Genomic DNA, 12,882 nt, shown 5'->3' with positions numbered 1-12,882 from the left:
CTTTGCTTAGGCTTTAAATTCCTGGCGGAAGAGCTGGTCAATTGATTCACCTGACTCGTAACGAATATCATCAACATTTCCTTGGCGAACGACTTTCCCGTCTTTGAGGAAGATAATCTCATCCAAGATTGGCTCAATATCTGAAATCAAGTGGGTTGAAATCAGGACTGTAGAAGTTGGGGAATAGTTGTTGATGATGGTATTGAGGATATAATCACGGGCAGCTGGATCCACACCTCCGATTGGTTCGTCAAGAACATAGAGGCGGGCTTCACGGCTCATAACGAGGATTAGTTGGACCTTCTCCTTGTTTCCTTTTGATAATTTCTTTAAGCGACTATTTTCATCAATGCCAAGGTCTGCAAGCAGATGTTGGGCGCGTTCAAGATTGAAATCCTGATAGAAGGTTTTAAAGTAAGTCAGGGCTTCTTTAACCTTCATTTGCTCATTGAGATAAGTTGTGTCTGGTAGATAAGAGACAATTGCCTTGGTAGCAGGACTTGGATCCTGTCCGTTAATGAGGACACGTCCTTTGTCTGTCTGAAGGAGACCGTTAATCAGTTTGATCAAGGTTGTTTTTCCGGATCCATTTGGTCCGAGGAGCCCGACAATCTTTCCAGCTGAGATCTCTAGTGAGATATTGTCAAGTGCCGCAGTTGCTCCATATGATTTTGATACATTTTCAAGTGCTAGTAGTGTCATAGTCTTAAACTCCTTTAATATAGTCGCTTAATACATTTGGCAGTTCTTCTTTTTTGTAGCCAAATTGAAGCATGCAAGAGACGAAGTGTTGCAGTTGCTCCTCGGAAAGTTGTTTACGGGACTGAACGATGAGGTCCAAATCCTCGGTGACAAAACGACCAGTTGTTCGCTTGCTGTATACAAATCCTTCACGTTCAAGGTCAGACAAGGCGCGCTGAATGGTATTGGGATTGACCCCAGCCTCGCTCGCCAGTTCTCTTACGGTTGGGAGCTGTTGGTTGGGTTCCAGTTCATGGGAAACAATCTGTAGTTTAATTTTTTCCATAATCTGTAAATAAATGGGTTTTGTATTATCAAATGACCAGGACATCATAGTCTCCTTTCTTTTTCTTTATTGTTCTAATTAAATAATACAATAAAACAAAAAACTTGTCAAGTAAAAATAAGAATTGTTTTGGGAATTGCTCAAAAAATGGTATAATGAAAAGAAAACGACAAGGAGGGAAATGCATGCGTTGTCCAAAATGTGGGGCTACCAAGTCTAGTGTTGTTGATAGTCGACAAGCCGAAGAAGGAAATACCATCCGTCGAAGACGTGAGTGCGACGAGTGTCAGCATCGTTTTACAACCTATGAACGAGTAGAAGAAAGAACGCTAGTTGTCGTCAAAAAAGACGGTACGCGAGAACAATTTTCAAGAGATAAAATCTTTAATGGGATTATCCGTTCAGCCCAGAAACGCCCGGTTTCAAGTGATGAAATCAACATGGTGGTCAATCGTATCGAGCAAAAACTCCGTAGTCGCAGTGAGAATGAGATCCAAAGTGAATATATTGGATCTTTAGTCATGGAAGAATTGGCAGAGCTTGATGAGATTACCTATGTTCGTTTTGCCAGTGTTTATCGTAGCTTTAAGGATGTGAGTGAGTTGGAGAGTCTGCTCCAGCAGATCACCCAGTCCTCAAAAAAGAAAAAGGAAAAATAGATGAAGCCAAATGACCGTTTTTCTTTTCTAAAGAATAATCGGGTGTCACAAGATACCTCTTCTCTGGTGCAGTGCTACCTCCCGATTATCGGTCAGGAGGCACTGAGCCTCTATCTATATGCCATTACCTTTTGGGATGGTGGGCAGAAGGAACACCTCTTTTCTCATATCCTCAACCATTTGAACTTTGGCATGCCGACCTTGCTCCAATCCTTCAAAGTCTTGTCTGCCTTGGATTTGTTGACCCTTTATCAAAAGGGAGAAACCTATGAATTACAGCTTCATCCTCCCATCTCCAGTCAGGAATTTCTAAGTCATTCTGTCTATAGCAGATTATTAGAGAGAAAGATTGGGGATACAGCTGTTTCTGCTATGAAGCAGGCTCCAAGTGAGGGAGAAGCGCTCTCGGTTGCTTTGAGTCAAGTCTTTCCAACCCTGACTGAAGAAGTGACACCAATCAAGTCTAAAAGCAAGTTAAAAAATGATTTTGACTTGGAACATTTTCAGCGGCTGATGGCTCGAGATGGTTTGCGTTTTGAAAACGAGCAAGCAGATGTTTTGGAATTGTTTGCCATCGCAGATGAAAAAAAATGGACCTGGTTTGAAACCTATCAATTAGCCAAGGCGACAGCGGTGGCTCAGGTTATTTCAGTCAAACGCATGCGTGAAAAGATTGCGCAAAAGCCAGCATCTTCTGACTTTAGCCTCAAAGAAATGACCATTATCAGGGAAGCCAAAAATAAAACTCCCCTGGAATTTTTAGCCGAAATCAAGCAAACACGTAAGGGAAACATCACCCAAAGTGAAAGAGAACTCCTTCACCAGATGGCGTCTTTAGGCTTGTTGGACGAAGTTATCAATATCGTCTTGCTTTTAACCTTTAACAAGGTTGATTCGGCCAATGTCAATGAAAAATATGCTATGAAAGTCGCCAACGACTATGCCTATCGCAAGATTCGGACAGCTGAGGAAGCCGTGCTTCGGATTCGAGAACACCAGCAAAAAGGACAAGAGGAACAGAAAAACAAGGCCAGCTCAACTAAGACAAATGTTCCTAAGTGGAGTAATCCAGAATACAAGAATCAAACCAGTGAGGAAACTCGTCTGGAACTAGAACGCAAAAAACAAGAAATGTTAGCCCGATTAGAAAAAGGAGGAGACTAGATGGAAAGTGTTGGTGATGTAATCAAACGTCAGACAAGTCGTTTTCAGTATCAGGACTTGGTCCAGCAGATCATGAAGGACCCCGATGTAGCGGCTTTTATCCAGAAAGAATCCCTCAACCAAGAGGAGTTAAATCGTAGCATCTCCAAGTTCAACCAATATATCACAGAACGGGATAAGTTTCTTCGTGGGGATGCTGACTATATAGCTCGTGGCTACAAGCCTATCTTGGTCATGAATCATGGCTACGCGGATGTATCTTATGAAGAAACACCAGAACTAATCGCGGCTGAAAAAGAGGCGGCCATCAAGAATCGTCTCAAGTTGATCAATCTACCAGCAAGTCTCAAGAAAGCGAAATTGGCTCAGATTGACCTGGATGATCTAGGACGGTTGCCGATTTTTGAGAGACTCTATTCCTTTGTTGACCTTTACCCAAGCATCCGAAAAGGCCTCTATCTTTACGGAGATTTTGGTGTTGGAAAGAGTTTCATGATGGCAGCCTTGGCTCATGACCTATCTGAAAAACGTGGTGCTTCAACAACCATTCTCCACTATCCAAGTTTTGTCATTGATGTGAAAAATGCCATCGGTGAAGGATCTGTGAAGACCTTGGTAGATGAGATTAAGCTTTCTGAAGTTCTGATTTTAGATGATATTGGTGCAGAGCAATCCACCCCTTGGGTGCGCGATGAGATTCTCCAAGTCATCCTCCAGTATCGCATGCAGGAAGATTTGCCGACCTTCTTTACTTCCAACTTTAGTTTCCAAGATTTGGAAAAACATTTTGCCAAAGGAAAGAATGGAAATGATGAAACTTGGGAAGCTAGACGGGTCATGGAAAGGATTCGTTATTTAGCTGAGGAAACAAGACTAGAAGGAGAAAATCGCCGATGACAGAAACCATTAAACTGATGAAAGATCATACTTCAGTTCGTCGCTTTCAGGAGCAAGAGATTCCTCAAGAACACTTAAATGAAATCTTGACTGCTGCTCAAATGGCGTCATCTTGGAAAAATTTCCAATCCTACTCGGTGATTCTTGTGCGTAGTCAAGAGAAGAAAGATGCCCTATACGAACTGGTTCCTCAGGAAGCCATTCGCCAGTCAGCAGCCTTTTTGCTTTTTGTAGGTGACTTGAATCGAGCTGAGAAGGGAGCAAGCCTTCATACGGACAGTTTCCAACCTCAAGGAGTGGAAGGTCTCCTTATCACGTCTGTGGACGCTGCGCTTGCAGGGCAAAATACCTTGCTTGCAGCAGAGAGTCTGGGATATGGTGGTGTTATCATCGGTTTGGTCCGTTACAAGTCAGAAGAAGTGGCAGCGCTTTTTAACCTGCCTGACTATACCTACCCTGTTTTTGGGATTGCCCTTGGCGTGCCAGATCAACAACACGATGTCAAACCAAGACTGCCTTTGAACAAAGTGGTTTTTGAAGAAGAATACCAAGAACAGCCTGTAGCAGCGATTTTGGACTATGACAAAGTTCAGGCAGACTATGCTGGTGCGCGTGCGACGGCCTCTTGGAGTCAACGTTTGGCTGAGCAGTTTGGTCAAGCCGAACCTTGTTCAACTCGGAAGAATCTAGAACAGAAAAAGTTATTGTAGAAAGTGAGAAAACATGGCCTTACCAACTATTGCCATTGTGGGACGTCCCAATGTTGGGAAATCAACCCTATTTAATCGGATCGCTGGTGAGCGGATCTCAATCGTAGAAGATGTCGAGGGTGTGACACGTGACCGTATCTATGCAACGGGTGAGTGGCTCAATCGTTCCTTTAGTATGATTGATACGGGAGGGATTGACGATGTCGATGCTCCCTTCATGGAACAAATCAAGCACCAAGCAGAAATCGCTATGGAAGAAGCTGATGTCATCGTCTTTGTGGTGTCTGGGAAAGAAGGAATCACAGATGCAGATGAGTACGTAGCTCGCAAACTCTATAAAACCCATAAACCTGTTATCCTCGCGGTTAACAAGGTTGATAATCCTGAGATGCGAAATGATATCTATGATTTCTATGCTCTGGGCTTGGGTGAACCTCTGCCAATCTCGTCTGTCCACGGTATCGGTACGGGTGATGTACTGGATGCCATCGTGGAAAATCTTCCACATGAAGTCGAAGAAGAAAATCCAGATATCATTAAATTCAGCTTAATTGGCCGTCCAAACGTTGGGAAATCAAGTTTGATCAACGCCATTTTGGGAGAAGACCGTGTGATTGCTAGTCCAGTAGCTGGAACAACGCGCGATGCCATTGATACCCATTTTACAGATGCTGATGGACAAGAGTTTACCATGATTGATACGGCTGGTATGCGTAAGTCTGGTAAAGTCTATGAAAATACGGAGAAATACTCTGTCATGCGTGCCATGCGTGCTATTGACCGTTCTGACGTGGTCTTGATGGTCCTCAATGCCGAAGAAGGGATTCGTGAGTACGACAAGCGTATCGCAGGTTTTGCCCACGAAGCCGGTAAAGGGATGATTATCGTGGTCAACAAGTGGGATACCCTTGAGAAAGACAACCACACCATGAAGAAATGGGAAGAGGATATCCGTGAGCAGTTCCAATATCTGCCTTATGCGCCGATTGTCTTTGTTTCAGCTCTTACCAAGCAACGTCTCCATAAACTGCCTGAGATGATCAAGCAAATTAGCGAGAGTCAAAACACCCGTATCCCATCAGCAGTCTTGAACGATGTGATTATGGATGCCATTGCTATCAATCCAACACCGACAGACAAAGGAAAACGCCTCAAGATTTTCTACGCAACCCAAGTGGCAACCAAGCCACCAACCTTTGTCATCTTTGTCAACGAAGAAGAACTCATGCACTTCTCTTACCTGCGTTTCTTGGAAAATCAAATCCGCAAGGCCTTTGTCTTTGAAGGAACCCCGATTCACTTGATCGCAAGAAAGCGCAAGTAAGCCTTGCTTGTTTTCCTATAAAAATAAATTGAAAGAAGACTTCATAGTCTTCTTTTTTCTATCTAAAAGGGGAGAAAAGAACCTATCAAATTGGAGGAGAATCTGTCATCAAATTTCAATCATTTTCCTAGCTTTTGTAATCTATTTGTAATGAAAATGCACTTTTTTTGTAAAAATCAAAATGCTATAATTCCTTAAATCAATTTTCCTTTATCAGGGAGGTTATTATGAAAAAAAGCAGATTATTTAAACATAGTTTGTTGGTTCGCTTGCTTGGGTTGCTGATGGTCTTTCTCTTCTTGTCAGCATTCACAGCACCTGAAAAACCTGAGTACGGAATTTATGACCCGGATCATTATTTAACGGATGAGACTATAAGTCAGATTCGGGAATTGAATAATGTCAATAGTAAAAAATCAGAAAAATTCCAGATGGGTGTTTACGTTGTGAAAAGCCTAGATGGAGAAACAATCGAAACAGTTGCCAATGAAACGGCTAGGGCTTGGAAGATTGGCTATTCGGGAGATAACAATGGTGCCTTGGTCGTCATAGCAGTCCAAGATAGAAAATCACGGATTGAAACCAGTAATAATGTGGCCAGTAAAATCACTGACTATCAGACTCACAGGTTCTTGACAACAGCACGCCCTTACTTTCAAAAGGGAGACTACAACAATGGAGTTCTCTCAATAGTCAATAATCTCAACTACATGTTCTATAGTGGATCGAGTACGACTGCTTCAAGTTCTAAAAGTAGTTACGACTATACTACCAACTCTAGTCGCTTAAGGGAACTGGAAAGGTATGCTGGTGAGAGTAGTTCTTCGAGACGTCATCGAAAAAGCAGTTCGAGCGACGGAGTTATCGTATTTGGAGTTCTCATTTACTTCATCGTGATGATTATCGGATTTCTATTTGGTGGTCGTGGTTCACGTGGAGATGGTTCTGGCGGTGGCTGGTGGGGCGGTGACTCATCAGACTCAGGTTCCTCTTGGTCTGATTCGGGCTCCTCTTGGTCTGACTCTGGCTCCGACTCATCTGGAGGCTGGGACGGCGGTGGCTTCGATGGTGGCGGTTCGTCTGATGACTGGTGAGTAATCATATATTGCTCAAACCGATTTTTCCATACAGTAAGATGACTCCTTTGCAAGAGTTTACTCCTTAATTAAAAATAAAAACAAAGTTTGGGAAATTGATTTAAAATCTGAGTATTTTCTCAGAAAAATTGATAAAAGAAAGTGTTAAGGTTTTGATATGAAACAAAATAAAGTAATTCTCTCAATAGTGGCGATTTTCTTTGGACTACTAATTCTGGGAAGTTGTTCCGCAGTGACGACCTATAATGGTCTGGTTGGTGAACAGACTAAAGTGGAGCAGGCTCAGGCCGATGTTTCGACAGCCCTCCAACGTCGTTCGGACTTGATTGGTAACTTGGTGGAGTCCGTTAAAGGACAAATGAATCATGAAACCGAAGTCTTTACCAAGATTGCGGATGCTAGAGCTAAAATCGGTAGTAGCTCAGTGACATCGGAAGAAAACCAAAAGGCTCAGGGAGAGTTGAGTTCTGCTCTTTCCCGCTTGATTTCCTTGACGGAGAATTATCCAGAACTCAAGAGCAATCAAAATGTTGAGCAACTAATGGTCGAACTTTCAGGCAGTGAAAATCGTATTTTTGTAGCACGCAAGGACTATAATAAGGTTGCAGCTGAGTACAATCAAAAGTTGAGAAGTTTTCCAACCGTGCTTTTTGCGAATATGATGAACTTTAAAGAAGCTGAAACCTTTAAAGAAACAGAAGAAGCCAAGACAGTTCCTAAGGTCGATTTTGGAACATCTTCATCAAGTCAATAAAGTGAATCATCCTATGAATAGAGTGATTTTTCTAGCATGACTAGTGATTTCAAACTCAAACCTGGAAAGTCTTTTCCAGGTTTTTTTGGTATAATAAAAGGGAAGAGACAGTGACTCAAATGGAGGTTTGCTATGGAGAAAACGAAAGCCTTTCTTGAAGCGCATTACAAGAGATATATCTTTACGATTTGCTTTCTCTGGTTCCTCATGTTTTTCCTTCCTTGGGATTGGCATATAGGAGGAGTTTCAATTTATTATTTCGTTATGAAAAAACTCTTTGTGGTCTTTGGCGTTTTATCCATCCTATACTCCGTGCTGATTAAAAAAATCAGTCTTCTCATCTTTGGCATCATCTTTTGCTTGGCCTTCTGGATTAATCTCTTTTGGTATTTTGGGATATTACCTGCATTCTTGGGAAATTAAACATTAAAAATGATGGACTAGACTGGCTTCTAGTCCTTTTTTCCCCTTGTGAAACAAGGATTCTTTCTTGAAAAATAATGGTAAATATGCTAAAATTAAAAGAACATTCTAAAATATTCAGAATAAAAAGTAAGGAAAATCATGGCTAATATTTTAAAAACGATTATTGAAAATGATAAAGGAGAACTTCGTCGTCTGGAAAAGATGGCTGATAAGGTTCTTAACTATGAGAGCCAAATGGCTGCAATGTCAGACGAAGAACTAAAAGCGAAAACTGACGAATTTAAAGAACGATACAACAAGGGTGAATCACTTGATTCATTGCTATATGAGGCTTTTGCAGTAGTTCGTGAAGCTGCAAAACGTGTCCTTGGGCTCTTCCCTTATAAGGTTCAGGTCATGGGTGGGATTGTTCTTCACCATGGTGACGTTCCAGAGATGCGTACGGGTGAAGGGAAGACCTTGACAGCGACCATGCCAGTGTACCTCAATGCCCTTGCAGGTAAAGGGGTTCACGTAGTTACAGTCAACGAATACCTAACAGAACGTGACGCGACTGAGATGGGTGAATTGTACTCATGGCTTGGTCTGTCAGTAGGAATCAACTTAGCAGCCAAATCTCCAATGGAGAAAAAAGAAGCGTACCTCTGTGATATTACCTACTCAACCAACTCAGAGATTGGTTTTGACTACCTTCGTGATAATATGGTCGTTCGTGCAGAAAACATGGTACAACGTCCGCTTAACTATGCCTTGGTCGATGAGGTTGACTCGATCTTGATCGATGAAGCCCGTACTCCTTTGATCGTTTCAGGTGCCAATGCAGTTGAGACTAGCCAACTCTACCATATGGCGGATCATTTTGTGAAGTCTTTGGACAAGGATGACTATATTATTGACATTCAGTCTAAGACGATTGGTTTGTCTGATTCTGGGATTGACAAGGCTGAGAGCTATTTCAAACTGGAAAATCTCTATGATGTCGAAAACGTAGCTCTTACCCACTTTATCGATAATGCCCTTCGTGCCAACTATATCATGATTCTTGATATCGACTATGTGGTTAGTGAAGAACAAGAAATCTTGATCGTCGACCAATTTACAGGTCGTACCATGGAAGGTCGTCGTTACTCTGACGGCTTGCACCAAGCGATCGAAGCAAAAGAGGGTGTGCCAATCCAAGATGAGACTAAGACTTCAGCTTCTATCACCTACCAAAACCTCTTCCGTATGTATAAGAAATTGGCAGGTATGACGGGTACTGGTAAAACAGAAGAAGAAGAATTCCGCGAAATCTACAATATTCGTGTTATCCCAATCCCAACCAACCGTCCAATACAACGTATCGACCACTCAGACCTTCTCTATGCCAGTCTTGATGCGAAATTTAAGGCTGTAGTTGAGGATGTAAAAGCCCGTCACCAAAAAGGTCAACCGGTCTTGGTAGGTACAGTTGCAGTTGAAACGAGTGACTTCCTTTCTAAGAAACTGGTAGAGGCGGGTGTTCCTCACGAAGTCTTGAATGCGAAGAACCACTACAGAGAAGCACAAATCATCATGAACGCTGGTCAGCGTGGCGCAGTTACTATCGCAACCAACATGGCCGGTCGTGGTACCGATATCAAGCTTGGCGAAGGGGTTCGTGAACTTGGTGGCCTTTGCGTCATTGGTACAGAGCGCCACGAAAGTCGCCGTATTGATAATCAGCTTCGTGGACGTTCAGGGCGTCAAGGAGACCCAGGTGAGTCACAATTCTACTTGTCTCTTGAAGATGATTTGATGAAACGTTTCGGTTCAGAACGTTTGAAAGGTGTCTTTGAACGTCTTAACATGTCTGATGAAGCCATCGAATCTCGCATGTTAACGCGTCAAGTGGAAGCGGCTCAAAAACGTGTCGAAGGAAACAACTACGACACTCGTAAACAAGTCCTTCAATACGATGATGTTATGCGTGAACAACGTGAAATCATCTATGCACAACGTTATGATGTCATTACTGCAGATCGTGACTTGGCACCAGAAATCCATGCTATGATCCGTCGTACCATTGGCCGAATCGTAGATGCACATGCTCGTTCGAAAGAAGATGAAAAACTGGAAGCAATCCTGAACTTTGCTAAGTATAACTTGCTTCCAGAAGATTCAATCAGCCGTTCAGATCTTGCAGGTCTGTCAGATCAGGCCATCAAAGATGAACTTTTCCAACGTGCCTTGAAAGTTTATGACAGTCAAGTTGCTAAGCTTCGTGACGAAGATGCAGTAAAAGAATTCCAAAAAGTCTTGATCCTACGTGTTGTAGACAACAAGTGGACAGACCATATCGATGCTCTTGATCAGTTGCGAAATGCTGTTGGTCTTCGTGGATATGCCCAAAACAACCCTGTTGTAGAATATCAAGCAGAAGGTTTCCGCATGTTTAATGACATGATTGGATCAATTGAATTTGATGTGACCCGCTTGATGATGAAAGCACAAATCCACGAACAGGAACGTCCTCAAACTGAACACAATATCAGTACAACTGCGACTCGTAATATCGCAGCGCAGCAGACTCAGCTTCCAAAAGATGTGGACTTGAGCCAAGTCGGACGAAATGATCAATGCCCATGTGGATCTGGTAAGAAATTCAAGAACTGTCATGGTAAGAGACAATAATACGAGATAAGATACAGGCGGATACCTGGTAAAAGTCATTTTTTGCTTGGTGTCCGTTTGCTTTATAAGGAGATGAATCATGGTATTTACAGCTAAAAGTCCTAAAATTAACATTGAAGAAGTTCGCGCCTTGTCTAAATTAGAGGGAGCAGCTCTTGCGAGAAAAAACCGACGTGATCAGGAATTGGAAGCCATTATCCGTGGGAAAGACCAACGTATTCTCTTGGTGATAGGACCATGTTCATCTGATAATGAAGAGGCGGTTCTCGAGTATGCCAAGCGTCTATCTGCTTTGCAAGAAGAGGTCAAAGACCGCATTTTTATGGTCATGCGAGTCTATACGGCTAAACCTCGTACCAATGGAGATGGCTATAAGGGATTGATTCATCAACCAAATGCTAAAGAAGCACCTAGCTTGATCAATGGGATCAAGGCTGTTCGTCATTTACATTACCGCGTTATTTCTGAGACTGGCATGACAACAGCGGATGAGATGCTTTATCCTGAAAATCTTCCGCTGGTGGATGATTTGATTTCTTATATGGCTGTTGGAGCTCGTTCTGTAGAGGATCAACAGCACCGTTTTGTAGCGAGCGGAGCAGATTTTTCAACAGGATTTAAAAATCCAACATCTGGAAATCTCAATGTTATGTTTAACGGGATTTACGCAGCGCAAAATAAGCAGAGTTTCCTCTTCCTTGGTAAAGAGGTGGAAACGACTGGGAATCCATTGTCCCATGCCATTCTTCGTGGTGCCTTGAATGAATATGGCAAGAATATTCCCAACTACTACTATGACAATTTGATAGATACCATTGCCCAGTATGAAAAGATGGGCTTGGAAAATCCCTTTATTATCATCGATACCAATCATGACAATTCAGGCAAGCAGTATATGGAGCAAATCCGTATCGTTCGTCAGACCTTGATTAACCGTGACTGGAATGAGAAAATCAAGAAATACGTTCGTGGTTTTATGATTGAGTCCTATCTAGAAGATGGACGTCAAAATGAGCCAGAAGTTTTTGGTAAGTCCATTACAGATCCGTGTCTAGGATGGGACAACACAGAAGCACTTGTTCGCGAAATTTACCAAACGCTAGGAGAGTAAGATGGCATTTATCGAAAAAGGTCAAGAAATTGATATTGAAGCAATCAAGGCTGCGACCCAGTTGTCAGCTGAAGCATTGCGAAAAAAAGAAGCCCGTGATAGAGAGTTGGCAGCTATCATCTCAGGTGAGGACGACCGAATCCTTTTGGTGATTGGGCCTTGCTCTTCGGACAATGAAGAAGCTGTGCTCGAATATGCTCGTCGCTTAGCAGACTTGCAGAAAAAAGTTGCGGATAAAATCTTTATCGTGATGCGTGTCTATACGGCTAAACCTCGTACCAATGGAGATGGCTATAAGGGTTTGGTTCATCAGCCGGATACTTCAAAAGCTCCAAGCCTGATTAACGGCTTGCAGGCTGTTCGTCAGCTGCACTACCGTGTGATTACCGAAACTGGATTGACAACAGCTGATGAGATGCTTTATCCGTCAAATCTCGTTTTGGTTGATGACCTGGTCAGCTACCATGCTGTAGGGGCTCGTTCAGTGGAAGACCAGGAACACCGCTTTGTAGCGTCTGGGATTGATGCTCCAGTTGGGATGAAAAATCCAACATCTGGAAATCTCGGGGTCATGTTTAATGCCATCTATGCGGCTCAAAACAAGCAAACCTTCCTTTACCATGGGCAAGAAGTGGAAACTTCAGGAAATCCTTTGGCCCACGTTATCCTTCGTGGGGCCATGAACGAATATGGTAAAAATGAACCCAATTTCTACTATGAAACCCTCTTAAATGCCATCAATCGCTATGAGACTATGGGACTTGAAAATCCCTTCATTATCATCGATACCAATCATGACAATTCAGGCAAGCAGTATATGGAACAAATTCGCATTGTTCGTCAAGCCTTGCTGAATCGTGACTGGAATGAAAAGATTAAAAAGACGGTTCGAGGCTTTATGATCGAATCTTACCTAGCTGATGGTCGTCAAAATCAACCAGAGGTCTTTGGTTGCTCCATAACGGACCCTTGTCTAGGTTGGGAAAATACAGTAGCCTTGGTAGACGAAATTTATACTACCTTAACAAAATAAGTGAAAAGGATGGAGTTGGGGGAATCTC

General features: G+C 42.6%; 13 protein-coding genes. 11 read left to right on the top strand and 2 right to left on the bottom strand.

Annotation, left to right across the window (positions count from 1 at the left end; translation table 11 throughout):
- Positions 1-6: 6 nt before the first annotated feature.
- Positions 7-702, bottom strand: coding sequence for an ABC transporter ATP-binding protein (locus tag HMPREF1516_RS07580; RefSeq protein ID WP_000173184.1), 696 nt, complete (start codon positions 700-702; stop codon positions 7-9).
- Positions 703-706: 4 nt separating this feature from the next.
- Complete coding sequence (locus HMPREF1516_RS07575) at positions 707-1,072, bottom strand: GntR family transcriptional regulator (RefSeq protein ID WP_000119122.1); 366 nt, start codon at positions 1,070-1,072, stop codon at positions 707-709.
- A 140-nt stretch (positions 1,073-1,212) separates the two neighbouring features.
- On the opposite strand from HMPREF1516_RS07575, the gene nrdR reads away from it, so the two are divergent.
- The 11 genes from nrdR (at position 1,213) to HMPREF1516_RS07520 (ending at position 12,854) form a co-directional block, all read left to right on the top strand.
- Positions 1,213-1,686: a transcriptional regulator NrdR gene (gene nrdR / locus HMPREF1516_RS07570; RefSeq protein WP_001203678.1), complete on the top strand. Its 474-nt coding sequence runs from the start codon at positions 1,213-1,215 to the stop codon at positions 1,684-1,686.
- The gene (locus HMPREF1516_RS07565; protein ID WP_033606231.1) at positions 1,687-2,850 is read left to right on the top strand and encodes a DnaD domain protein; all 1,164 of its coding nucleotides are present in this window, start codon (positions 1,687-1,689) and stop codon (positions 2,848-2,850) included.
- Positions 2,851-3,747 (top strand): primosomal protein DnaI, encoded by an 897-nt coding sequence (dnaI, locus tag HMPREF1516_RS07560; protein ID WP_000446480.1) that lies wholly within the window; start codon positions 2,851-2,853, stop codon positions 3,745-3,747.
- A complete protein-coding gene (locus HMPREF1516_RS07555) occupies positions 3,744-4,457 on the top strand; it encodes an NADPH-dependent oxidoreductase (protein ID WP_000140864.1) in 714 nt (237 codons plus the stop codon). The genes dnaI and HMPREF1516_RS07555 overlap by 4 nt, the downstream gene beginning before the upstream one ends.
- A 13-nt stretch (positions 4,458-4,470) precedes the next feature.
- Positions 4,471-5,781: a ribosome biogenesis GTPase Der gene (gene der / locus HMPREF1516_RS07550; RefSeq protein WP_001207690.1), complete on the top strand. Its 1,311-nt coding sequence runs from the start codon at positions 4,471-4,473 to the stop codon at positions 5,779-5,781.
- Positions 5,782-6,008: 227 nt separating this feature from the next.
- Positions 6,009-6,875 carry a TPM domain-containing protein gene (locus HMPREF1516_RS07545; protein WP_000749681.1) on the top strand — a complete coding sequence of 289 codons (867 nt, stop codon included), beginning with the start codon at positions 6,009-6,011 and terminating at the stop codon, positions 6,873-6,875.
- Between the two features lie 160 nt (positions 6,876-7,035).
- Positions 7,036-7,632: a LemA family protein gene (locus tag HMPREF1516_RS07540; protein ID WP_000812471.1), complete on the top strand. Its 597-nt coding sequence runs from the start codon at positions 7,036-7,038 to the stop codon at positions 7,630-7,632.
- 132 nt (positions 7,633-7,764) lie between these two features.
- Positions 7,765-8,055, top strand: coding sequence for a hypothetical protein (locus tag HMPREF1516_RS07535; protein WP_000415951.1), 291 nt, complete (start codon positions 7,765-7,767; stop codon positions 8,053-8,055).
- 141 nt (positions 8,056-8,196) lie between these two features.
- On the top strand, positions 8,197-10,710 hold the full coding sequence (gene secA, locus HMPREF1516_RS07530; RefSeq protein WP_001274109.1) for a preprotein translocase subunit SecA: 2,514 nt from the start codon (positions 8,197-8,199) through the stop codon (positions 10,708-10,710).
- 79 nt (positions 10,711-10,789) lie between these two features.
- Positions 10,790-11,821: a 3-deoxy-7-phosphoheptulonate synthase gene (locus HMPREF1516_RS07525; protein WP_000232185.1), complete on the top strand. Its 1,032-nt coding sequence runs from the start codon at positions 10,790-10,792 to the stop codon at positions 11,819-11,821.
- A 1-nt stretch (position 11,822) separates the two neighbouring features.
- Complete coding sequence (locus tag HMPREF1516_RS07520; protein ID WP_033606230.1) at positions 11,823-12,854, top strand: 3-deoxy-7-phosphoheptulonate synthase; 1,032 nt, start codon at positions 11,823-11,825, stop codon at positions 12,852-12,854.
- The last annotated feature ends 28 nt before the right edge of the window (positions 12,855-12,882 follow it).

The organism is Streptococcus sp. CM6, assembly GCF_000526095.1.
Classification (GTDB): domain Bacteria; phylum Bacillota; class Bacilli; order Lactobacillales; family Streptococcaceae; genus Streptococcus; species Streptococcus oralis_BW.
This window is presented reverse-complemented; position numbering and strand designations above follow the sequence as displayed.